Origin of the sequence: Alkalibacillus silvisoli (genome assembly GCF_039521975.1) — a bacterium.
Taxonomy (GTDB): Bacteria; Bacillota; Bacilli; order Bacillales; family Alkalibacillaceae; genus Alkalibacillus; species Alkalibacillus silvisoli.
The window spans coordinates 210,104-233,522 of the sequence record NZ_BAAACZ010000009.1 but is presented as its reverse complement, the minus strand read 5'-3'; the positions used below and the strand labels follow the sequence as shown (position 1 = coordinate 233,522).

29 protein-coding genes are annotated in these 23,419 nt (G+C 35.0%); 12 read left to right on the top strand and 17 right to left on the bottom strand.

What is annotated here, in order from left to right:
- Positions 1–14 precede the first annotated feature (14 nt).
- From ABDZ63_RS05335 to gpr, 3 genes are all read right to left on the bottom strand, one after another.
- On the bottom strand, positions 15–302 hold the full coding sequence (locus ABDZ63_RS05335) for a hypothetical protein (RefSeq protein WP_343782265.1): 288 nt from the start codon (positions 300–302) through the stop codon (positions 15–17).
- A 17-nt stretch (positions 303–319) separates the two neighbouring features.
- Positions 320–1,414 (bottom strand): stage II sporulation protein P, encoded by a 1,095-nt coding sequence (gene spoIIP, locus ABDZ63_RS05330; protein WP_343782264.1) that lies wholly within the window; start codon positions 1,412–1,414, stop codon positions 320–322.
- Positions 1,415–1,517: 103 nt separating this feature from the next.
- Entirely contained in the window at positions 1,518–2,612 is a 1,095-nt protein-coding gene (gpr, locus tag ABDZ63_RS05325; RefSeq protein WP_343782263.1) for a GPR endopeptidase, read from the bottom strand.
- Positions 2,613–2,784: 172 nt separating this feature from the next.
- Between gpr and rpsT the strand changes: the two genes are divergently transcribed.
- Complete coding sequence (gene rpsT, locus ABDZ63_RS05320) at positions 2,785–3,051, top strand: 30S ribosomal protein S20 (protein WP_343782261.1); 267 nt, start codon at positions 2,785–2,787, stop codon at positions 3,049–3,051.
- Between the two features lie 84 nt (positions 3,052–3,135).
- On the opposite strand, the gene holA is transcribed toward rpsT, so the two are convergent.
- Positions 3,136–4,179: a DNA polymerase III subunit delta gene (gene holA / locus ABDZ63_RS05315; RefSeq protein WP_343782260.1), complete on the bottom strand. Its 1,044-nt coding sequence runs from the start codon at positions 4,177–4,179 to the stop codon at positions 3,136–3,138.
- A gap of 353 nt (positions 4,180–4,532) precedes the next feature.
- On the opposite strand from holA, the gene ABDZ63_RS05310 reads away from it, so the two are divergent.
- The gene (locus ABDZ63_RS05310) at positions 4,533–4,667 is read left to right on the top strand and encodes a YqzM family protein (protein WP_343782259.1); all 135 of its coding nucleotides are present in this window, start codon (positions 4,533–4,535) and stop codon (positions 4,665–4,667) included.
- A 70-nt stretch (positions 4,668–4,737) separates the two neighbouring features.
- Here ABDZ63_RS05310 and ABDZ63_RS05305 read toward each other — a convergent pair whose 3' ends face one another.
- From ABDZ63_RS05305 to ABDZ63_RS05295, 3 genes are all read right to left on the bottom strand, one after another.
- Positions 4,738–6,924: a DNA internalization-related competence protein ComEC/Rec2 gene (locus ABDZ63_RS05305; protein ID WP_343782258.1), complete on the bottom strand. Its 2,187-nt coding sequence runs from the start codon at positions 6,922–6,924 to the stop codon at positions 4,738–4,740.
- A gap of 52 nt (positions 6,925–6,976) precedes the next feature.
- Complete coding sequence (locus ABDZ63_RS05300) at positions 6,977–7,546, bottom strand: ComE operon protein 2 (protein ID WP_343782257.1); 570 nt, start codon at positions 7,544–7,546, stop codon at positions 6,977–6,979.
- Between the two features lie 63 nt (positions 7,547–7,609).
- Positions 7,610–8,215: a helix-hairpin-helix domain-containing protein gene (locus ABDZ63_RS05295; protein WP_343782256.1), complete on the bottom strand. Its 606-nt coding sequence runs from the start codon at positions 8,213–8,215 to the stop codon at positions 7,610–7,612.
- Between the two features lie 56 nt (positions 8,216–8,271).
- Here ABDZ63_RS05295 and comER point away from each other — a divergent pair, with 56 nt between their 5' ends.
- Positions 8,272–9,108, top strand: coding sequence for a late competence protein ComER (comER, locus tag ABDZ63_RS05290; RefSeq protein ID WP_343782255.1), 837 nt, complete (start codon positions 8,272–8,274; stop codon positions 9,106–9,108).
- 87 nt (positions 9,109–9,195) lie between these two features.
- Here the strand turns inward: comER and ABDZ63_RS05285 are convergent, their stop codons facing one another.
- From ABDZ63_RS05285 to ABDZ63_RS05250, 8 genes are read right to left on the bottom strand one after another with little or no spacing between them, the layout of a single operon-like run.
- On the bottom strand, positions 9,196–9,939 hold the full coding sequence (locus ABDZ63_RS05285) for a class I SAM-dependent DNA methyltransferase (RefSeq protein ID WP_343782254.1): 744 nt from the start codon (positions 9,937–9,939) through the stop codon (positions 9,196–9,198).
- Positions 9,940–9,947: 8 nt separating this feature from the next.
- Positions 9,948–10,292, bottom strand: coding sequence for a ribosome silencing factor (gene rsfS, locus ABDZ63_RS05280; RefSeq protein WP_343782253.1), 345 nt, complete (start codon positions 10,290–10,292; stop codon positions 9,948–9,950).
- A 3-nt stretch (positions 10,293–10,295) separates the two neighbouring features.
- Positions 10,296–10,886 carry a bis(5'-nucleosyl)-tetraphosphatase (symmetrical) YqeK gene (gene yqeK, locus ABDZ63_RS05275; RefSeq protein ID WP_343782251.1) on the bottom strand — a complete coding sequence of 197 codons (591 nt, stop codon included), beginning with the start codon at positions 10,884–10,886 and terminating at the stop codon, positions 10,296–10,298.
- Positions 10,867–11,424, bottom strand: coding sequence for a nicotinate-nucleotide adenylyltransferase (locus ABDZ63_RS05270; RefSeq protein WP_343782250.1), 558 nt, complete (start codon positions 11,422–11,424; stop codon positions 10,867–10,869). The genes yqeK and ABDZ63_RS05270 overlap by 20 nt, the downstream gene beginning before the upstream one ends.
- A gap of 11 nt (positions 11,425–11,435) precedes the next feature.
- Complete coding sequence (yhbY, locus tag ABDZ63_RS05265) at positions 11,436–11,726, bottom strand: ribosome assembly RNA-binding protein YhbY (RefSeq protein ID WP_343782249.1); 291 nt, start codon at positions 11,724–11,726, stop codon at positions 11,436–11,438.
- Positions 11,727–11,738: 12 nt separating this feature from the next.
- Positions 11,739–12,542, bottom strand: a complete 804-nt coding sequence (gene aroE / locus ABDZ63_RS05260) for a shikimate dehydrogenase (protein WP_343782247.1) — start codon at positions 12,540–12,542, stop codon at positions 11,739–11,741.
- A gap of 12 nt (positions 12,543–12,554) precedes the next feature.
- Complete coding sequence (yqeH, locus tag ABDZ63_RS05255; RefSeq protein ID WP_343782246.1) at positions 12,555–13,661, bottom strand: ribosome biogenesis GTPase YqeH; 1,107 nt, start codon at positions 13,659–13,661, stop codon at positions 12,555–12,557.
- A 1-nt stretch (position 13,662) separates the two neighbouring features.
- Complete coding sequence (locus ABDZ63_RS05250) at positions 13,663–14,178, bottom strand: YqeG family HAD IIIA-type phosphatase (protein ID WP_343782646.1); 516 nt, start codon at positions 14,176–14,178, stop codon at positions 13,663–13,665.
- Positions 14,179–14,550: 372 nt separating this feature from the next.
- On the opposite strand from ABDZ63_RS05250, the gene sda reads away from it, so the two are divergent.
- The 9 genes from sda (at position 14,551) to ABDZ63_RS05205 (ending at position 21,623) form a co-directional block, all read left to right on the top strand.
- Positions 14,551–14,691, top strand: coding sequence for a sporulation histidine kinase inhibitor Sda (sda, locus tag ABDZ63_RS05245; protein ID WP_343782244.1), 141 nt, complete (start codon positions 14,551–14,553; stop codon positions 14,689–14,691).
- Between the two features lie 159 nt (positions 14,692–14,850).
- Complete coding sequence (locus ABDZ63_RS05240; protein ID WP_343782242.1) at positions 14,851–17,181, top strand: Na+/H+ antiporter subunit A; 2,331 nt, start codon at positions 14,851–14,853, stop codon at positions 17,179–17,181.
- Entirely contained in the window at positions 17,182–17,520 is a 339-nt protein-coding gene (locus ABDZ63_RS05235) for a Na(+)/H(+) antiporter subunit C (protein WP_343782241.1), read from the top strand.
- Entirely contained in the window at positions 17,513–18,994 is a 1,482-nt protein-coding gene (locus ABDZ63_RS05230; protein ID WP_343782239.1) for a Na+/H+ antiporter subunit D, read from the top strand. The genes ABDZ63_RS05235 and ABDZ63_RS05230 overlap by 8 nt, the downstream gene beginning before the upstream one ends.
- A 7-nt stretch (positions 18,995–19,001) precedes the next feature.
- Positions 19,002–19,478: a Na+/H+ antiporter subunit E gene (locus ABDZ63_RS05225; RefSeq protein WP_343782237.1), complete on the top strand. Its 477-nt coding sequence runs from the start codon at positions 19,002–19,004 to the stop codon at positions 19,476–19,478.
- Positions 19,479–19,784 carry a Na(+)/H(+) antiporter subunit F1 gene (locus tag ABDZ63_RS05220; RefSeq protein ID WP_343782235.1) on the top strand — a complete coding sequence of 102 codons (306 nt, stop codon included), beginning with the start codon at positions 19,479–19,481 and terminating at the stop codon, positions 19,782–19,784.
- Entirely contained in the window at positions 19,765–20,097 is a 333-nt protein-coding gene (gene mnhG / locus ABDZ63_RS05215) for a monovalent cation/H(+) antiporter subunit G (protein WP_343782234.1), read from the top strand. The genes ABDZ63_RS05220 and mnhG overlap by 20 nt, the downstream gene beginning before the upstream one ends.
- Before the next feature lie 575 nt (positions 20,098–20,672).
- Positions 20,673–21,401: an RNA polymerase sporulation sigma factor SigK gene (sigK, locus tag ABDZ63_RS05210; protein ID WP_343782231.1), complete on the top strand. Its 729-nt coding sequence runs from the start codon at positions 20,673–20,675 to the stop codon at positions 21,399–21,401.
- 72 nt (positions 21,402–21,473) lie between these two features.
- A complete protein-coding gene (locus ABDZ63_RS05205; protein WP_343782230.1) occupies positions 21,474–21,623 on the top strand; it encodes a hypothetical protein in 150 nt (49 codons plus the stop codon).
- Between the two features lie 95 nt (positions 21,624–21,718).
- On the opposite strand, the gene ABDZ63_RS05200 is transcribed toward ABDZ63_RS05205, so the two are convergent.
- Positions 21,719–22,408: a 5'-methylthioadenosine/adenosylhomocysteine nucleosidase gene (locus tag ABDZ63_RS05200; RefSeq protein ID WP_343782229.1), complete on the bottom strand. Its 690-nt coding sequence runs from the start codon at positions 22,406–22,408 to the stop codon at positions 21,719–21,721.
- Between the two features lie 23 nt (positions 22,409–22,431).
- The gene (locus tag ABDZ63_RS05195) at positions 22,432–23,127 is read right to left on the bottom strand and encodes a YrrS family protein (RefSeq protein ID WP_343782227.1); all 696 of its coding nucleotides are present in this window, start codon (positions 23,125–23,127) and stop codon (positions 22,432–22,434) included.
- Positions 23,128–23,419 lie beyond the last annotated feature (292 nt).

Here is a 23,419-nt window from a genome sequence, read left to right as displayed (position 1 = left end):
ATCAATACTTATAACTAGAGTCCAAATGTGGCCGCTAGGCGGTGGAAAATGTGAAATAAGAAAGTGAAAATTTGTTTCACATAAGTTTCAATTAACGATGCTACAGAATATAAGCCTGTTTGGTTCTCGCTTAATTCCTCGTTTTGAATCACACGCTCATGCCTTTCTAAAAAGGAGTCCGCTTCTTGTTCTTCTAATTGTTCTTCTTGATGAATGACATCAACCGTTTCCTCTGTTTGACCAAATTCAACACCTAATTGAAAAATGATAAAGATCACAACTGCCCACCCAATTAACCTCATAAGCTCGAACTCCTTTCTTATTCGGACTCTTGACTTTGTTCATTTCGATAATAATCAGCAAATACTTCTGCAAACATTTCAAGACTGCGATTTAACTCATCAAAGTTATTATCAACTCCACCTGCTTCAAGTAATATCTTGTTGTCGGATAAATCTTGGTTAAAGACACCATTTGTACCTGATCCTTGACTTACTTGAACACCTCTACTTAACGTCGGGTAACGCTCTTCAAGCATTTGATGAAGTTCAGCAGCAAACTCTAAATTCGCTTCATAATCATCTTGATCTCCGCCAACTACAAACATTAACTTAGCTACAGATTCACCATCTATTGTTGTGGTTGTAATATGATGTGGTTGTGCATCTCTATGAATATCTATGAAATACTCAATGTCATCATTTTCTTCCATCGTCTCTTTCAATACATTCCTTGCTACATTATAAGATTCTGCATAAGGGAGATCTTCTTGTTGGAGAATTTGGTAATGATCGGTTTGATCTACATGCGATTCAATACTATGTTCATTTAGCAAATCTTGTAAATATAAGCTAAGGTCAACTACATTATCTTTATGATTGAAGGCTTCATTAGCACTCGTGCCTTCTTCCATATAAGGTAAATAGCCTTCACGATTATGAGCGTTATAAATGAAAACGGATTGATTTTCATAATCTTCCTGTTGTCGCTCTTCACTTTCTTCAACTTCTTTTTCAATTTCAAATAACTCCTCAGGAGGTGCAGATTCAATTGAAGTAGTGAAATAATTCGTTCCACTTCCAGCAATAACAATCGTATTATCCATACCTGGAAAGTTTGGTAATTCATGTCCAAACAACATTCTTAAATCTTGATACGGTAAGTCTGTAATAGCTGGTAAAATAACACTTGAAAATGTCAATGGCTCTTCTTGTTCATCCAACACACCTGTCATGATGGGTTGGTCAATCGACATTAGATAAGAAAAAGAAGCACCATCGATTTCATTCACCCAACCTTGAAGAATGTTCGTTGATGCTTCTGAGAAGTTTTTGGAGAATAAAGGGATTAGCATTAAAACACACAAAAAAAGAATGATAAACATAACAAATGGATTACGTTTTAACTGGTTCATACTGTTACGATTGAAATTGACACGATTTTTCATATAACCTTTTCAACCCTTCTATTAAAGTTCTATTAAAACTTTATTCAGCTAGTTGAAAAGGTAGAACTAATTAAGTCAGAAAATCTCTAGCATTTTCTTGTTTAATTTGAGAATGTAACCCTTGGTTCAAACCAGATGCGACTAATTTACTCATGTGATCTATAACATCATCTACTTCTTTAGGGGTTACCATTAAATTATGACCAATTGGACTTAAAACTTCTTTAATGAGCTGTCTTTTTTCTTCTTCTGATAATGAACCCACAACCCCTAAATATTTTTCTTTCGCTTCATCATCAGGTAAATCTTTATCTGTTAACTCTACTCTTGGACCTAAAGTCATCCCTGCAGGAGTTAAAGCTCTACTTGGTTGGTCTCCTTCTCTCATCTCCCTACCAAAGTGCTTTAAAATATAGTCAATAGTATCACTTGTTATTGTCACAGCATCGACAACAGTAGGGATCCCAATCGAAAACACTGGTACGCCTAAAGTTTTTTCGCTTACTTCTTTCCGGTCATTTCCAACTCCAGAACCTGGATGAATCCCTGTATCAGAAAGTTGAACAGTTGTATTAACACGATCAACTGACCTTGCAGCTAGTGCATCAATGACTACAATGAAGTCTGGCTCAGTTTCTTTTACAACACCGAAAATTAAGTCGCTTGTCTCAATACCAGTTAAGCCCATAACACTTGGTGTGAAAGCTGAAACTGGCCTAAAACCTTTATCCACTGTTTCTGGCTGTAGTTTAAATAAATGTTGTGTAATATAAGTCTTTTTTATTGCTTGCGGGCCTAAAGCATCAGGTGTGACATAATCATTTCCTAAGCCAACCATTAAGCAATTTGAGTCTGGGTGGATATCATGTAATTGAATTAATCGTTCGATTTCGGCTCCTAAAATAGTGGCCATTTTCTTTTCGAATTTGTAATCTAAATCACGCAAATATTGTGATTCAATCGTGATATAGTGACCGGGATTTTTCCCTACCCTTTCACTTCCTTCCTCATCAATTTTTACACGAGTTAGCTTAAGATCATCTTCTTCATATTCCTTAATAATAATGCCATCTAATTCTTCTTTCTTATCCGGGTTTCTTTCTATAAACATTTCTCTAGCCTCTACCGCTAGGTCCGTACGTGGTTGAATTGGTTTCTCTGCCATTTTTATACCTCCTATCTAAAAATAGCATTACCAATCTGTTATAATTTAAACGACAAGCACTGCTTCTTGACACCAAACTATTGAAAACTTACCGATGCTTTGATAAAATGACTTTTGTCCAAGATTAAATCGAACTATTGGAACGGACAGATTCATCAGGAGGTGAAAGGAAATGGCAAACAACCCACAAGGTGTTAAACGTATTCGTGTAAACCAAGAAAAGCGTGAGCGTAACCAAGTCGTGCGTTCAGATATGCGTAGTGCAATTAAGAGTGTTGAGGCAGCAGTTAAACAAAATGATGTAACTTCTGCTCAAGACCAACTTAAAACAGCAGTTAGCAAAATTGATAAAGCTGTTCAACGCGGAATCCTTCAGAAAAATAATGGTGATCGTAAGAAGAGCAGCCTAATGACTAAGGTAAATCAAATCGCTAACTAAATGATATGACATAAAAAACGTTCGCTTACCACACGTAAGCGAACGTTTTTTATAGAAAGTTTAATGTTGTCGAAGAAACTATACTTATACTCCTTGATTAACTGTTGTACTCAAATTAGAGGCAATCGATTGTAAATACATCTCTAAAGCTAACCATTTATCCATTTTACCAGTTTTTAAATGCTCATCTGTATTTGCAGCTTCAATAATCATTTGCTTTAATGCTTCCTCAGAAAAGTAACGTTCTTTTTTAAGTGCCATTTTAACTGCATAAGCATGCGCCTTTATTTGCTTTGTCATTTGTTGTTGGTGGTAACCTTTCTTTTTTAACAGCTTGCATTGCAATATTAACCTTAACTGTGAAGCCACCAAAGCTAATAAAGCGATCGGCTCCTCGTTTTGTTTTTTTAGCTCTTTTAATATATTTAAAGCTTTCCCTAAATCATTTTGGACTAAAGCATCAATTAACGTAAATGTACTCGTTTCAGCATATGTACTAATTAATTGCTCAGATTCCTCAATTGTAATGGGCTCTTCACCAAAATATAGAGCTAATTTCTGTAATTCTTTTTGTAAAGCTTCTAGGTGATCGCCAACTCGTTCTGTTAAAATGTCTACCACTTCATTCGGTAATTTTATTTCCATTGAACTCGCCATATTTTTAACCATTTGGTTCATGTCATAAACATTTGGCGAAGAGCAGTCAATTTCTACACTGTTTCCTTTTATCGATTTAACTATTTTTTTTCTTTGATCAAGCTTTTCATAAGGGGCTACAATAATTAATGTTGTAAATTCAACTGGTTGTTCAATATAGTCTTGTAGTGATTCCAAATGATGTTCGATATTTTCATTTTTAGTTTGTCCCGTTAAAAAGCTCGCACGATTCACTACGATCACTTTATGCTCACTAAAAAATGGGAAAGTTTCTGCATCGTGGATAGCTTCTTGAACAACTACAGACTCCATGTCATAACTTTGTAGATCATATTGATTATCTTTTTGTTCATTAACAGCATTCAAAATCCGTTCTTTTACTTTTTGTATAAAATATGGTTCTTCACCAAATAATAAATAAATAGGTGCGACCTTAATTCGTTTTTGTTCTAGAAACTGCTGTGCCTGCATGAATGACCCTCCTTCTTGTTTTATCGTATACTGATTTTATAAAAATCACAAGATGAAAAGGTATTTCATAGCGTTATGGCGTTTAATTGCTTGACAGTACCATATTAAAGAGAGGAGCCATTATGACTCCTCCCAGATATCTATATAAACGCTAAAAACAAATCCCCGGGAAGCTTTGTCTTTAGCGACGTTTGGTGTTATACTTATTGTGTGTATTAACCAATTGTTTATGGCTGTTAAGTCTTTACAATTAAATTGCTCGTGGTTTTCTAAGATTTTTTGACATTCATCAAAAATTATAGATTTTTTTGAATGAATCGCTTATACTGATTAGTGATTTAGGAGGGATGGTTGTGAACGATTTCGAACAGGATGTACAGTCCAAGAATAATGATGTAGTCGATTCCATCAAAGGATTTGGCTTCTCGTTCATTTTCTTCTTTTTAATCTTTGCGATTGGTACGATTTTCACTTTATTCGTTAATTAATTGATTAGGTGTAATGTTCGTGTCATTTGCTAAAAGGGGCTAACTATTTAGTCCCTTTTTGTATTTTATATTATGGGATAAAAGGGGAAATTGTACTTTGTCCATTTCTTATTTTAATGATAATGGCTCCATTTTCATCTGTTCTAAACACTTCAATTCCTTCACTGATCAGACGTTCATAAACATCTGAATCTGGATGGTTATAACGATTATTCCTGCCCACTGAAATGACCGCAGTATTTGGGTCAATAGCTTTTAAAAATTGTTCATGAGTTGATGTCTCGCTTCCGTGGTGCGCTACTTTAAGAAACTCAACCCCACTCAAATCAAACTTTTCAATTAGTTTATGTTCAGCTGATTCATACATATCTCCTGTAAATAGCGCTTGGTATCCTTCAACTTCTAAAATAAACACATTTGACAATTCATTCTCACTATTACTTGATTCCTGTTCGGTACCTTCAGGCGCCAACACATAAAATTGAGCTCCACTCAAATTGAAGGAAACACCTTCATACAAAGGGATAAACTTTTCCATACTTGATTCATCTAAATACGTTTGGTCTTCAATATAAGGATGGGAGAAAATATAAGAAGGCCTGAAATCATTCACCAGTAATTGAGCAGAAGCTACGTGATCATAATCAAAATGGCTAATAAATAAAGCATCCACTTGACTAATACCATTAGACCAAAGATAAGGTTTTATAACGTTATGATAATTTCTGTGATCCTCTTCACCGAATGGATACGATAATTGTTCGCCAACATCAATGACAAATACCGCTTCACGTTTAGGTAGTTCAACTACAAGGGATTCTGCTTGTCCAACATCTAATACTGTCATTTTAAATGTTTGATCGAAATAAGGCGCAAACTGTTCAACAAAAAATACACTAATAGCTAAACATCCACATATCGCCGCTACTTTTAATTTACCTAAATCCCAAGTGCGCATCATTAAAATAAATAGAAAGTAAAAAGCTACAACAGTTATTAAGTGAACATCTCCAACAACCCAAGCTGCAATAAAGGGCTCATCTAATTTAACGACAAAAGAGTGGACTTGTTCTTGAACAATTAAATATGCTGACTCAACCATTTGATTAAAGTACGGTGGGAACCAAATAAAAATTAATAAAACTAAACTAACAGGGATTACGAAAAAGGTATAATATGGAACAAAAATTAAATTAGCTAAAAATGATAAAACATTCGTAAAATAAAAATGGTCAAATTGGAGAGGCAATATAGCGAGTTGACTAATAATACTGACCTTTAATGATATGAGGATCCAATGGTCTTGGAATAATAAATGCTTAGAAAGAATTAAAGATAATGTGACGACAAAAGAAAATTGGAAAGCTAATTGATAAATTAAAAACGGATCAAACCACAAGATTAAAATTAACACAACGGAAATAACATCTGTAGTATCTACCCTTCTTTGAATCATAGAAAATATAAGTATTAAAACCGCCATCAATCCTGCTCTTAAAACAGGTGGGTTTGCTCCAGCAACAAATATATAAATAGGGATAATCACTAAGAGGCACCACTTTATATATTCATTTGGAAGTCTAAAGATAAAATGTAATACCACGTAAACAAAACCGATAAAAAACGCTACATGCAATCCTGAGATCGCTAATAAATGTGAAATGTTCCAAAACTGAAATGCCTCAACAACTTCATCATGGAGTTCAGAGCGATCACCAAAGAGTAAAGCTTTAAGCCAGGCGACAGTTTCTTCTTCATATGTTGCTTCAACGTAATTGATTAACTTTGTGCGTAGGTTGTATAAATAAGATAGGTAAGACTTTGAATGGCAATTTGAGATTTTAGGGTCATTGGTAAGTGCGATCATCCCTTGCTTCTCTAAGAAGTTCGGATAATCAAATTGACCGGGGTTACTCGGTCCGTTTGGAGGTGTTAACTCACCATTGAAATGACATACAGCACCATAATCTAAAGGGAATTCTTGAGTAAAGCGAGCTTGAATTCGCTTGTTATTATTTAATTCGAATACGTATTGGTTGTAATATGATGTTTTTTGAAGGTCAGAGACAACGGTTATCTCTCCTTCATATGGTTCATTATGTTCAATAGTTAGAAGTTCATCAGTTTTTGGAGAATGAAAGGAAGAGATTAAGAAGAACAGGAAAGAAAATGCCAACAGCAATCGACTGTATTTTAAAATGTTAGAGAAAAGGTATAGTAGCACTCCAAATAACACTAAGCTTATTTCTGTTGGCAAATATCCTATGAGGTAAAAGAAAACGAGTATATATAGTTTTCCACGCATGTTCTTAGTCAGCAAACGTAAATAATTGATTAGCTTTAATTCTAAGTTCTCTTAATTCTTCTTCATCTGCTCCATTTGCTTCTAACTTTTCAATTAATGATGTAATAAAATATAGTTTTTCCTTCGTGTTTGTATCGATATGTAGATAATCAATTTCTACCCTTTCGAATTGAACACCTGCTTCTTGTAGCAATTCTATCGCATACGGACTATTTTTATAATCATTAGCATAATAAATTTTCTTAATGCCACTTTGGATGATCGTCTTACAGCAGTTAAGACAAGGGAAGTGAGTCACATACATCTCTGCACCCTCAGTAGCCACACCAAATTTCGCACACTGTAAAATCGCATTAACTTCCGCGTGAATGGTACGAACACAGTGCCCGTCAACTACCTTACACCCATCATCGATACAATGAACACTACCTGAGGGGCTACCATTATAACCACCAGCAATGACACGTTTATCCCTAACAATAGTTGCACCAACAGCTAACCTTTCGCACGTACTTCTAAGTGCAAGCAACTGGCTTTGTGAAATAAAGTATTGATCCCAAGATATTCGTTCCATAATTAATTCCCCCTTTATTATTATTCATTTTATATAACGATTGCTAAAACGTAAATAATTGATTTAAGGAATAACAACATCATCTTTAAAATTCTCTAAAGTCTTCTCACCAATACCACTTATATTCAATAAATCCTCTACATTTGAGAAAGGGCCATGTTCTTCACGGTAATCTATAATCGTTTTCGCTCTTTGTTCCCCAATACCAGGTAATGATGTTAACTCATCAATCGTTGCGCTATTAACTCTTATTTGATTATTAGCTTCTAAATTGGAATGAGGCACACTTTCACCCTCTTTCAGATTTGGTACATATATAACCATTTCGTCATAAACTAATTCTGCTAAATTAACATGATTTGTATCAGCATCTTCAGTAAATCCTCCAGCTAATTCAATAACATCAACTACGCGCTTACCAGCTTCGACACTAATCACACCTGTTTCTTTCACTTCACCTTTTACATCAACAGCCCACACCACTTCTTCTTCCTCTTCTAATTCGAATTCCAACATTTCTAAATTTTGATCTGGTTCCATTAACGCTTCTGATTCTATACCGTTCAAATAATCAGTCACTTTATCTTGTTGATTCGATTGTAATATAACAACCATCACTATCATAAAAATGATAATAACAACTATAATCCACTTTTTTGGAATTAACATGTTTTCGACCTTCTTTCATATAAATGAGGGTAAGTTCGTTTTAAAGGAGGATCCATATGAATTGGGGAATTATCGGAACAGGAAATATGGGTACAGTCATTTTGAACGCATTAATTGAAAGTAATGCAGTAGATGATCGTAATATTTATGTCAATAACCGTACTTTTTTAAAAGCTTATCAACTTAAAGAAGATCACCCTGGATTACACGTTCTTCAAACAGTTGATGCGATGGCTGAGACTTGTGATGTCATATTTTTATGTACAAAGCCAAAAGAAATTATCTCAATTGCCCACCGTTTAAATGGACAATTAAATGATAAACAGTTAGTCATTTCAATCACTAGTTCAATCTCAGTAGATCACTTACAGCAATTACTAGGTTGTCAAACCGCCAGAATGATTCCAAGTATAACGAATCGAGTACTTCATGGAACCACGTTACTGACTTTTAGCTCTTCTATAACTGAAGAGATGAAGCAAATGTTAACACAAACGTGTAAACTATTCTCAGATCCTGTTGAAGTGGATGAACAATACGTTCGTGTTTCATCAGATTTAGTATCTTGTGGCCCTGCATTTATTAGTTATTTATTACAAACTTTAATTAAAGGTGCACAAGAACAGACAGGAGTGGATGAAAAGACGGCAACACAGTTAGTTGAAACTATGATGATTGGATATGGTAAGTTACTCGAAGAAGGAATTTATGATTTAAATTCATTAAAAGAAAAAGTTATGGTTAAAGGTGGTATCACCGGAGAGGGTATGAAAGCATTAGAATTATGTGTACCCGATGGTTTTAATGAAGTTTTTAAAAAAACTCATGAGAAGTTTTACAATGAGCAAAACCATGCAGATGAATTGGTTAACGAGTTAAAGACAAAAAATTAATTCTAATTAATATTTTAATAAAAATAGTCAAAAAAGCAACCAAAAAGGTGAGGACATGTTCACACTTGGTTGCTTTTTTACATATAGTCATGTCTTTTTACATATAAAAAACAATCGGTCAGATTCTTCGGTGTAAGGTTGAAAGGTAAAGTCTTCTGTTATTAAAATATTCGTAAAACCCGCACTCTTCAGTAAATCGTTATAAACATCAACTGTAAAAGCACGTTGTTTATGTCGTTCGTCAAAGCGAGTGTATTGTAGATTTTCATCTTGAACAAAAAAGGTTAAGTCATGTTCCACTTCAAAAGCACGTTCAGTTTGTTCACAAAACCATATATAAGTAATTTCATCTCTAACTTCTGAGAAAATTTCAGATTCAGCTAAGAAGTTTAGATAATGTTGACTGTGCACATCAAAAACAAATAAACCATCATCCAATAAGCTATTGTAAATGTGAGTAAACACGTCAATAAGTTCATTCTCTTCAGTCAAATAATTTAATACATCACAATAACTCACGACAACATCATAATAATCATTAACAGTAAACGCTCTCGCATCACTTTGAAAGAAATGGATATTTTGATCCGCCTTTTTTGCCTTTACCGCTGCAAGGTCAATCATATCTTGAGATTGATCGAAAGCCGTTACCTTTAAGCCGCTTTGTGCTAATCTAACGGATATTTCACCTGTCCCACACCCTACGTCTAATACGTTTAGACTTCGATCATTTCCAAATTGATTTAAAGCACTTATAGTAAAATCAACCCACTTTTCATAAGGAGCGTCTTGCATCAGTTGATCGTAGACTTGAGCCATTCGCGTATACATACGTAATCCTATACTGATAATGAGACTTTTTCAGCATCGCCCCAAAGCTTCTCTAAGTTGTAATAACTTCTTTCCTCTTTATGGAAGATGTGTACAACGACGTCATCTAAATCTACTAAAACCCATCGCGCCCCCTCTTTACCTTCAATCTTTTTCACTTCAACACCTTTTTCCTCTACAGCTTCTTTGATTCCTTTACTAATGGCATCTACTTGACGCTCATTTGAACCATGGCAAATCAGAAAATAATCAGCTATTAAAGAAAGTTCTTTCATATCTAAAGCAACTAATTCTTCTGCACGTTTATCATCACAAGCTTTTGCAGTAAGTTGTAATAATTCAAGACTATTCATGTACTAGTTACCTCCATTATTTTTTAAAACATTTGTTAATTCATTATATGCATGAAATGTATCTGGGTAGATTGGCTGTCTCTTTTCCATTAAAAATAAAATAGACTGTTTTAGAGCATAATGGCAAGCGCGGTTTAGATCGGTTTGAGCTAATTCACGCGCTTCATAAACAGCTTCAAATTGTCGATTAGGCTCGATATAATCTGCTAAAAACACAATCTTTTCAACTAGCCCCATATTTGCTCTTCCAGTAGTATGCCACCGGATTGCATTTAATATATCAGGTTGCTCTAACCTAAACCATTTCTCCACCATCTTAGCTCCAACAGGGCCGTGCCATAGCTCATGATGGTAATTTAATAAATCCTTTGGCAAATCGACCGATGACTCAATCCAATGTTTTAAAAGCCCTCGGTCCATATGTTTAGCATAATCATGTAAAGCAGCGGCTAAGCCAACACCATGTTCATTAGCCTGAAAGTTTTTAGCCAAATCTAACGCTGTATGGGTTACTCTTTCAACATGTTCATACCGCTTGGTTGGGAGAACTTCTTTAGATTTTAGTAAAGCAAAATCAATTTGCATATAAGTCATGCTCCTTTATATACTTAAAAACACGCGTTGGTAGCCCTTGAGGTTTTTCTCCCGCTTTAATTTGATTTCGAATATGGGTAGAAGAAATATTAACTTCTTCCATTTCCACTTTGATGACCGATTCATCACTAAAGTGAGAGCCTGCTCGAGCAACCCCTACAAATTGTATGATTTTTTTCAATTCATTAATGGCGTACCACTTAGGTAAAAAGTCCACCATATCACCACCAATAATAAAATAAAATTCATCTTGTGGAAACTGTTCTTTCAACAGTCTAACGGTGTCAATAGTATAAGATAAGCCTTTTCGTTCACTCTCGATCGTCGAAACTTTAATTTGATTTGCATTGGTTAACCGTTTTAACATGTTTAAGCGATGAGTAAACGTTTCATTTGCTCCTTTTTTATGAGGTGGCTGATAAGTCGGAATTAACCATATTTCATCTAACTTTAAATTATCTAAAACCGTATGGCAAATTGACAAATGCCCGATATGAGGTGGATCAAAGGTTCCTCCAAACAAACCGATTTTTTTCATATGATCATCCTCTACGGCAAGTCAATTTGTTTATCTTCTAATGACTCGCGGTATAAAACAATTATATTACCAATAATTTGAACAATATAAGCATCTGTTCCTTTAGCTATTTGTTCTGCTAAGTCATTTTTATCTTCAAAATTATTTTGTAAAACACTTACCTTAATTAACTCTCTTTTTTCAAGTGTTTCATCAAGTTGATCGAGCATGTTTTTGTTAATTCCACTTTTACCAACTTGAAAAATTGGATTTAAATGATGTGCTTCTTTCCTTAAATAACGTTTTTGTTTACCAGTTAACAAAAGAAGTTCCTCCTAGTTCATAAGATTAAAATTAAGTTGACGGTTTGTCCAAATTTCAAACGAATTCAACGCTTGATAATATAACATAGATTCACCAAAAAGTAATTGGCAGCCTCTATATTTAGCATCTTTTAATAATGCTGTCCACTTAGGCTTATAAACAATATCACTAACAATACAGCTTGGGCCTACTCCTTCTAGTGAAATAATTTGTTCACTTTCACTTGGATACATCCCTACCGTTGTTGTATTTATGATTAAATCAAATTGTCCTTTCATCACACTTATATCTTCAAGTAACATCGGTCTAAATTGAGCAAAATTATGAGATAAAGCTTCTGCCTTATCATAGCTTCTGTTAGTAACCATTAAGTCATGGAATAAGTATTGATTTAATTGATGAGCGATACCTTTCGCTGCTCCACCTGCCCCGATTAGTAAGACACGCTTGTGTTTAGACTGATTAAGAAAGTCAGGGTAGCTTTCTATTAACGAACGTACATAACCTTTCCCATCAGTATTATAACCGACTAATTTGCCATTTTCTATTTTTACGGTATTAACAGAACCCATTAGTTCTGCCGACTCCTCAAGGCTGTCTAATAAATTTAGCACCTTTTCCTTGTAGGGTACCGTAACATTAAAACCTGAAAAACCTTGATTGACTAACTCTTCTACTTTTTCTTGTAACTCATCTTCTTCAACATGGACCAACTCATAAGACCCTTTAAGTCCTGCACGATTTAAAAAGTTATGATGAAGATCAGGTGATTTAGAATGACTGACCGGATTTCCAATTAATCCTAATTGATACATAACTTTTCCCCTTTAAATAATAGCATCACGCACTAATACTCTAACCCCTTTTGGTGCATAAGCTGTAACTGTCGTTTGCCCTTTCGGAACTGTGATCCATCCTAGTCCTGAAAATACAATATCTTGCTTTTGATGACTGTCTAATTGAAAAGTTTGTCCTTCTAGTTCAGAAATCGTTTCAATTGTTTCATCTGTTGGTGGTGATAAGAGCTCACCTAAGTGTTGATCATACAACAAGTCCGCTTTGTCAGTTTTAGTTCGGTGAATATTAATATCATTTGAAAAGTAACAAATAAACCCTTTTTGATAATCCACTTTATCAATGTCTAACCTTGCAAGACCTCCCATAAACAAGGTCTGGTCTTTTTCTAATTGAAAAACTTTAGGCTTAACTTCTTTTTTAGGGGTAACTGTTTTTAAGTCTTTTTTAGACAAATAATGTGCCATTTGATGATCATTAATAATTCCTGGTGTATCAATCATTGATGACTCATCATCTAATGGGATATCAATAAACCCTAACGTAGTCCCTGGAAAATAAGACGTAGTAATCACTTGTTCTTGTTCGATTGAACGGTTGATTAAAAAGTTAATAAATGTTGATTTTCCGACATTCGTACATCCTACAACAAAAACATCCTTACCCTTTCTCAAACGCTCAAGTTCAAAAGCCGTTTCTTCCATATTAGTTCCCTTAACTGAGCTAACAAGATAGACATCTTTTACTTTCAGACCAAACTCTTTAGCCACACGCTTCAACCAATTTTTCACTTTATTTAAATTGATCGATTGCGGTAATAGGTCAACCTTGTTGCCTACTATTACAACTTCATTATTTCCTACTAGACGATTTAAGCCTCTTACAAAACTGCCATGTACATCAAATAAATCAACAATATTGACAACTAACCCGTCTTTATCACCGATCTCATGTAACATACTTAAAAAGTCATCTTCTGTTAAATCGACATCTTGTACTTCATTGTAATTTTTCAAACGAAAACAACGCTTACAAATGACATCTTCTCTTTCTAATGCGGAAGGAGGGGCATACCCTATTTCACTTTCACTATGTGTTTGAATTAAAACCCCACAACCTTGGCAATTAATTTGTTCCATGCTATTCCTCCCAATGTAGCTTTCCTTTTTTCCTAAAATAATTAAATATTCTTCTTTCAATCATTCGATTAAACCGGGTAAAGAACCCATCTGTTTCTACTACTGGTACAACTAATACAGTATGAAACCCTGAGCGGTTCCCTCCTAATACATCAGTTAACAATTGATCGCCGACAACAACAACTTCATCTTCATTTAATCTTAATTCCGACTTAGCTTTCTGAAAGGCTCGTGTTAAAGGTTTTCTAGCTTTAGATATAAACGATATGTCTAGCGGTTCACTAAATTTAGAAACTCGTTCTTCACTATTATTTGACATAATCGTCACTTGAATGCCTTCATCTTCTAAACTTTGAAACCATTGTTTAATTTCAGGAGTAGCCTGAGGCTGATCCCATGCTACTAACGTGTTATCTAAATCCGTAATAACACCTTTAATACCTTTGTCCTTTAACTGTTTAGGAGTTATTTCTTGAACTGTTTGAACGTGCTCATTTGGTAAAAACTTATTTAACAACGACTTCACCTCTAACTTCTTTACTCTCACTAATTTTACATCATATACAAAAACTCGTCACCTTTCAAAGTCATTTAGGATCATATTAAAGTTTTACAAATTTTATAAGTATGTGTCGAGAAGTGTAAATATACCAAAAGAACTTCAGTTTCGTTCGACAAATACTTTCATTTTTCTTGCTTGTGGATAACTTTATACACAATATCCACAGCGATATAACAACTTATACATCCTTTTATTCAACATATATCAACACTTTATTCACAACTTACACACAACTTTGTGGATTTGAGGCTAGATAAAATGAGTGGTATTATGTAATCAATCGAAAGCGAACGCATAGGAGGTGCGAGCCAATACGGCCGATCTATTATGGAAACCTTATCTGACCAATTGCTAATTGATTCTTATTATAAAGCTAAAAAGTTGGATTTAAATCATGACTTCATCCACCTCATAAAAAAAGAATTAAAAAAAAGAAATTTAATTGACCAACTAAAAGAGTCATCTTGACAAGAGTTTCTTCCTATATATAATGATTTGGCACTCAGCTTGAGTGTCTCTTTTTTTTGCTCAATGTTCACAGAGTTTTTCTTTTCAAAAGAGCTAAATTATCGTTATAATGTTACTGTATTTATTGCGGCTTAGATTTTTCGAAAGGATGAAACAGGTATGATCTATGCAGTTTTTGCCCCATTAATATTTGCGGTACTTATCCCTTTCTTAAGTCGATGGAAGGAAAAAGTACATACAGGTTGGCTTATTCTACCTGTACCGTTTGCTATATTCCTTTACTTTTTGCTACACGTGGGTCCTAATTTTGAACCACACATGCAATCAGTAAATTGGATTCCATCGCTTGATATCTCACTGTCGTTTTATCTAGATGGGTTAAGCTTACTTTTCGCATTACTTATTAGCGGTATTGGTACATTAGTTGTTCTATATTCCATTTACTATTTAAATCATAAAGAGCAATTAGGCCATTTTTACACATATCTTTATATTTTCATGACCGCTATGTTAGGTGTTGTTCTTTCAGATAACGTATTTGCGTTATATGCGTTTTGGGAGTTCACATCAATTTCTTCATTTTTATTAATTGGTTATTGGCATTACCGTGAACGTTCACGGTACGGGGCTTTAAAATCAATGTTAATCACCATTTTGGGTGGTTTTAGCTTACTTGCTGGTATATTACTTTTAACTATTGTGACAGGAACAACAAGTATTCGTGAAATGGTTGGACAAGCGGATGTTATTGTAGATAGCCATTATTTCCCATTCATATTAACATTCTTATTACTTGGTGCTTTCACGAAATCAGCTCAATTCCCGTTTCATATTTGGTTACCAGATGCAATGGAAGCACCTACACCAGTTAGTGCTTACCTACACTCAGCAACAATGGTTAAAGCGGGTATTTACCTAATGGCTCGTTTCTCACCGATTTTTGCTGGTGATCCGAACTTTTTCTTCATATTAAGTTTATTTGGTATCGTGACATTAGTATGGGGTTCTTACATGGCTGTAAGACAAACAGACTTAAAAGGTATTTTAGCTTATTCTACAATTAGCCAACTAGGTATGATTATGGCTATGTTAGGGTTTGGAACAGATGTTGCTTTATTTGCCGCAGTCTTTCACATTTTAAACCATGCCACCTTTAAAGGTAGCTTATTTATGGTTGCAGGAATCGTTGACCATGAAACAGGTACAAGGGACATTCGTAAACTCGGTGGCCTTATGACTTTCATGCCAATCTCATTTACTTTAATGATCTTTGGTACATTCTCAATGGCCGGTGTTCCACTACCATTCTTAAACGGTTTCTATAGTAAAGAAATGTTCTTTGATGCAACATTAGTTAATAGTGCGACAAGTCCATTTTTAGAAGCATTTGTGGTTGCTCTTCCAATATTAGCTGTTGTTGGTAGTATCTTTACATTTATTTACTCAATGTACTTATTCTTTGGTACATTTACAGGTAAATATAAAGAAGAAGAACTACCACAGAAGCCACATGAAGCACCAAAGATGATGTTATTACCACCATTCATTTTAGTTCTTGGTGTCATTACAATTGGTTTATTCCCTGAAGTGTTTAACCAATCATTAATCACTCATGCTGCTGATGCAGTATTTGGTGCTGAAAACAATCAAGACATATATTTCTGGCATGGATTAGTCCCAGCATTCTATATGTCTATTGCGGTTGTTGTATTAGGAATTTTATTATACTTAACGAAAAGCAAATGGGAAGGCATTTATTCTGTCTTGCCTGGTCGATTAAGTTTCAATCGCGTATATGATTGGCTTATAGAGATGATTGAGAAGGTTTCAAATAAAATCACAACATCTTATATGACAGGCTCGTTAAGGTTTTATATGGTCCTATTGTTAACAGCAATATTTGCTATTACTTTAGGTGTATTACTAAAGACAAATGGTATAAATTTTGAAGTAACAGATGTTGCTCCGATCACGACACAAGAATTAATCGTAGCTACAATTATGGCTATTGCTGCTATAGCAACAATTTTTGTACACAACCGAATTGCTGTAATTCTAATAGTCGGTGTTGTTGGGTATGGTTTGGCCATTCTGTTCGTGTTTTATCGTGCGCCTGACTTAGCGTTGACACAGTTAATCGTTGAAACAGTTACTGTAGTACTATTTATGCTTTGTTTCTATCACTTACCAAACTTAAAGAAATCGACAACTCCTTTATTTACAAAAGGAATCAATATTATCATTTCAGTCGGTTTTGGCTTACTATTGATGGTGATTGGTGTTAGTGCATATAACAGCAGAGCATTCGATTCTATTTCTGAGTATTTCATTGAAAATGCTGATCCATTAGCTGGTGGATATAACATGGTTAACGTTATTCTAGTTGACTTCCGTGGAATCGATACTTTATTTGAAGTAGCTGTGTTATTCGGTGCAGCTTTAGCGATTATAGCGATGATTAAACTTCGCCGAGATAAGGGGGCGAAATAAATGGAGATTATTATGACCGGCCTAGCATCGATTTTATTCGGTGCTGGCATATATAACTTGTTACAAAAGCAATTACTTAGAATTGTAGTGGGTACAGTATTAGTCTCACATGGGGCACACTTATACTTCCTAACCATGGCTCAACTAAAGCGAGGTGCGCCTCCATTAGTTGTTGATGGTGTTACGGAATATACTGACCCATTACCACAGGCATTAGTACTAACAGCTATTGTTATTGCCTTTGGTGTAACTAGTTTCTTATTAGTCTTAGCATATCGTACTTATACGGTAAATGAGACAGACAATATGGAAGAATTGCGAGGTAGTGATCATGAATAATTTAATATTTTTACCTATTGTCCTACCACTAATTGCAAGTGTTGTCGCTGCGTTCTTTCCTAAAAAATTAAATATATCTCGTAGGTTTGCTCAGATTACTTCTGTCCTCTTAACTATTATGACAGCTGCATTAACGTGGCATGTGTTTATGAATGGTACGATTGTTGTACAGTCAGGTGGCTGGGATGCACCATTTGGAATCTCAATTGTTGGTGATGGGCTATCTATGCTATTAGTGCTAACGACATATATCGTTAGTACTGCAGCTGTCTTCTATGCTCCTTCTGCACTGGATAAACAGCAAGAAAGCTTTTATTTCTATGCTTTTTACTTCTTGCTGATCTCTGGTGTTGCTGGTGCGTTTATGACAGGTGATTTGTTCAACTTATTCGTATTCTTTGAAGTATTATTAATAGCTTCATATGGATTAATTGTGCTTGGAAATGGAAAAATACAGTTAAGAGAATCTATGAAATATGTTCTATTTAACTTGTTCTCTTCTATGCTGTTTGTTGTATCAATTGCCTTTATTTATGCTGTTACAGGTACAGTAAACTTTGCACAATTAGCAGAACGTGTCGAATTTGTAGAACAACAAGGTATTTTATCAACTTTAGCCATAGTCTTATTCTTTGTATTCGCTGTTAAGGCAGCTATTTTCCCACTTTACTATTGGTTACCAAACTCATATGTCGTACCAAATGCTGTTGTTTCAGCACTATTTGGTGCATTATTAACTAAAGTGGGTGTTTATTCAATCTTACGTGTGTTTACGCTTATATTCGTACATGATACAGGCGTTACACACCAGATATTCATTTACCTAGCTATGTTTACCATGTTATTCGGTGTGATTGGTGCATTATCGACCAACAATGTCAAATTAATCATAACGTATAACATTATCCCTGCAGTTGGGTTTATGTTAATGGGTATTGGTCTTTATTCTGAAGAAGCAATTGCTGGTTCTGTCTATTACTTAATGCATGACATGGTAATTAAAGGGGCATTATTCTTCTTAATTGGAGCCTTAATAGTAGCAGCAGGAACAAAAGACTTAAGACAGATGAGCGGTGTCATTCAGAAGTTCCCATTACTAGGTTGGTTATTCTTCATAGCTTCATTAATATTAGCGGGTGTACCACCATTTAGTGGATTTATTGGCAAGATTCTACTGCTTCGTAGCGGTCTAGCACAAGAGGAATTTTTACTTGTCATCGTCGCCCTAATCTCAAGCTTACTAATCTTATTCTCAATGATGCGCATTTTCATCCGAGGATTCTGGGGAGAATTGATGGAGAATATTTCTGATGATCGTAAACGAGTCCGAAACTTAACCATTCCTGGTGTAATATTAGTTAGTATTTCTATATTCTTAGGAGTTGGTGCAGAGGCCGTATACCCTCATGTTGAAACAATTGCAAATATGTTAGTAGACAGAACAGATTACATTAGTTCTGTGTTAAAGGAGTAATGTGATTATGGCCATACAGATTATTTTTAACGTTTTAATTGCAATTATGTGGATGTTCTTAAGTGAATCTTATACAGTCCTGTCGTTCTTTATTGGATTATTTATCGGTATGGGACTACTATTCTTCTTAAGAAGATTCGTACCTGATATTTTCTATGTTATTCGTTTGTATAGAATCGCTAAACTTAACATGATTTTCTTACGTGAATTAATTTTGTCTAGTGTGAGTATTGTTGCACTTGCTTATAAACCGAAATTAGATATCGAACCAGGTATTTTTGCTTTACCAATCGAATTGAAAAGCAGCTGGGAAATTGCTTTGTTAGGTAATTTAATCTCATTAACTCCAGGTACCTTGTCTGTGGCTGTTGCAGATGATAACTCTAAAATTTATATCCATGCAATGGACTTACCTGATGTTGAAGCATCCATTACTGAGATTAAAGAAACCTTTGAAAAAGCAATTATGGAGGTGACACGCTAAATGTTAAATGAATTCGGAGCACAGATGTTAGAGGTTGTTCTATGGATTAGTTTCATTGGTGTCACAATCTCCATCTTCATTTTATTAATTAGAACCATAATTGGTCCTACAAACCCTGACCGTGCAGTTGCTTTAGATGCAATTGGAATTAATATGATGGCCTTAGTTGGTCTACAAGCGATTAATTTAGGGACTGATCGATTAAATGATGTCGTATTATTAATCGGTATCCTTTTATTCATCGGTACAATCGCCATAGCGAAATTCTTAGAAAAGGGTGTTATCATTGATCGACATAATCATTAGTTTGTTGTTATTAATAGGTACGTTCTTTACCCTTTCTGGTTCATTAGGCATTTTACGATTCCCTGATGTATATTCAAGACTTCATGCTGCAACTAAAGCCGCAACTCTTGGTGTAGCTGGTGTTTTATTAGGTGCTTTCTTATACCTGTTATTTGATCAAGGAATTGTAAGTGGAAAACTTCTTTTAGGTATTGTATTTGTTTTAATTACAGCTCCAATCAGTGGACACATGATTTCTAGAGCCGCATACAACTCTGGTGTGGAATTGTGGCAAAAAACAAAACGTGATCATTTAAGTAATGAAAGAAAATAATCATTCCACCTCGGATTAAGGCTAGTAACTACCTTAATCCGAGGTTTTTCTTTGGGCTCTAATATATATGTTGGGGTTTGGATAAAATTCTGACAAGTTTGGGTGGAGGCATTCGAGGCATCGCTTACCGGCGGACGCTTTCACCCGCAGGGCACAAGTGCAACATCTGCTCAAACTTCCCTACGGTCATTTGTCGCAGTGTTTTCTTTGCCGGGGCACGGCCTCAGCTAACTTTGGCAAGAAAAGCATTTGCCAAAGTGGATCTTCGGCTCGCGCTGTTCCCGCAGGAGTCGCCGCCTCACGCGATGCCTCGAATGCTAGAAACGGCTAGTGGAAACCCTCTCCTAAAGGAAGAAAGACAAAAAAGCACGCAAGCTCCTGATTTGTTATCCTTGTTTTATGCCACATAAACAAAAGGAGTTGCGTGCATATGCATCATAACATAAACTCCCCTACTTTAATTCATAGTACATAAGTATACAAATTAAAAAGTTTATGTGTACACGCACAATTATGCTCATCAACCATACAATTAAAGTATAGGCAACTACCCATCACGATTTGGAGTTGATGACATGTTTAGTTTCTTAAAGTTGCTCGCTCTCCTTTTTCAAAACCCTTATTTATTAATTGCTTACGTCAAAGGCAATGCATTTCCCCAACCATTATCACCAGATGAAGAAAAGTATTACTTAAAGAAGTGGCAAGAAGGTGATACCAACGCTCGTAATAAACTAATCGAACACAATTTAAGGCTAGTCGCTCATATCGCCAAAAAATACGAACAAAATAAAGAGGATCAAGAAGATCTCATTTCCATTGGTACAATCGGCCTAATTAAAGGTGTTGAAAGCTTTTCACTAAATAAAGGTACCAAGCTTGCTACATATGTCGCACGGTGTATAGACAACGAAATCTTAATGTTTTTAAGATCGTCTAAAAAAAGCAATAAAGACGTATCTTTACAAGATCCAATAGGGCACGATAAAGAGGGGAATGAGATTAGTTTGATTGATGTATTGAAGTCAGACCAACCCGATCTAACAGAAAAAATTCAAACAGCAATCGAAATCGAACAAATTTTTCAGTATATACATTTACTAGATGACAGAGAAAAAGAAGTGATTACAAAACGTTATGGATTAGGCAATCAAGAGGAATATACACAACGAGAAATTGCTAAATCATTAAAAATTTCTCGTAGTTATGTTTCTAGAATAGAAAAAAGGGCCTTAATGAAGATGTTTCATGCCTTTTATCGCGAAGAGGAGAGAAAAAAGCAAGAGAGAGAACGCCCTAACTAGGCCAACAACCTTCCCAATTCTTAAGAACTGTCATAATTTATCTATAAGAACAGTCAAAAGGAGTGGGAAGTTATGTATTATTATGGTCAACCAATTTACCCACCTCACCCGCCTTATAATTTTGGTTATGGTCATTCTGGATTTGGCTATGCGCTTTTGATCGTTACATTACTATTACTGCTTATATTTGGCGGTTATTATTGGTATTCTCACTATTGGTAGGAGCACATTCAATGCTTTTTAAAATTAAATATATTAAACCAACCTAAAAACACAGCTAACTGATTTATAGCTAGCTGTGTTTTATTACGTTACAGTTACTTTAACATTTCTAAAATAAATGATGCACTATTCTTAGCAGCCTCGTCTAAGTACTCTTTAAATGAAATGTTTGATTCTTTTCCTGCAATATCAGATAAGGAGCGTATAATTAAACAAGGTGTATCGTATTGATAACAGACTTGTGCGATTGAGGCAGCTTCCATTTCTAAAGCTTTAACATTAGGCAATTGTTCCTTCACAGCATTGACGTGCTCTAAGTCGGACATAAATGAATCACCAGTTCCAATCAACCCTTCTGTTACTTGAAGATTATCTGGCAAAACATTTTTTACTTGTAATGCTTTTTCGATTAACTCGTTATTTGATGAAAAAGTTTCTGGCATTTGCGGGATTTGTCCATATTTATAACCAAATCCTGTTGCATCAGCGTCATGGTGGATCGTTTCTTTGCCAATGACTATATCTCCAACATTTAAACTAGGCTCGACTCCTCCTGAAGAACCTGTATTTATAACATAATCAGGTGAGAATCTTTCGTGTAAAATTGTTGTCGACATGGCTGCATTAACTTTTCCTATTCCAGATTGGAGTAATACAACTTCATGAACACCGTAACTCCCGATATAAAACTTACAGTTAGCGACAACAACCTCTTCGTTAATTTCTATTTGTGATTTTAGCCAATCTAGTTCTTCTTGCATTGCTCCAATAATTCCGTATCTCATCGTTGTATACCCTTCTTTCACTTTTATTCTTCTTCATTTTCTTCAGTGTTGTATTCAGGATGACGGTCATTTTCATATAATTCTTCTACTTTTTGAGGTTGCCAGCCTTCGTTTTCAATCCAATCTAAATAAACTCGGTAAATCTCATCTTGTTGTGAGTTGGTTACAGTACCAATGACATGATTGGGAATACCATGACTTTCTAAACGCCAGAAGACGATGTTATCCTCAGATAAACCTGTTGCATAAATGATTGCTTGTTCCATTTCCAAACGATCTTGTGTTCCCTCACTATACTCTGTCGTGTGAGGTTCATCTTGCTCTGTTCCAATTGGATCCCAATTTCGCTCGAATACGCGACTGACATTGTCTTCATCTGAGTCATACACTACTTCTTCTTCAGCCTCTTCTTGATTAGTATTCTCTTCTGTTGTTTCATCACGATTTTCATCTGAGCCTTCTTGCTCAGAGTTACTATTATCTTCACCGGCTTCGTTTTCCTCTTGTTCTGATTCTTCTACTTCTTCATCAGTTTGCTCTTCTGTTTGTTCATTTTCTTCATTTTCATCTAAATCGTCATCTCCTCCAAAGACCCAAAAACTGATCAAAATAATAATCAGAATAATGACAATCCAAATAAGATAATTCATCGTTTTTGTGTTTTTACGGCGTTTCTCGAAACGCTCAGAACGACTATATGCTGAATTTTCGTTTTCCATAAGTGATTCCCCCCTAAAAGACCAAATCCTTCTTTAGACATTGAATGTGCCAGAAACAAACATAACATTTGAGAATAAACTGGTTTTGTTTCTTAGTTTAAATAGTCTAAAAGCGAAGTAGCTCATTATAGCACCCATCAAATTTGTATTAGTTAGGATTTTTACAAACTGAAGATTTTATCTCAAGACTCAGATTTATTCAAACTAATGTGCGACCTTCGACCATCCTACCACGACAAACTCAAGTACAAATCTTAAATGCAAACAATATACTCTTAGAAGCTTCTAAATA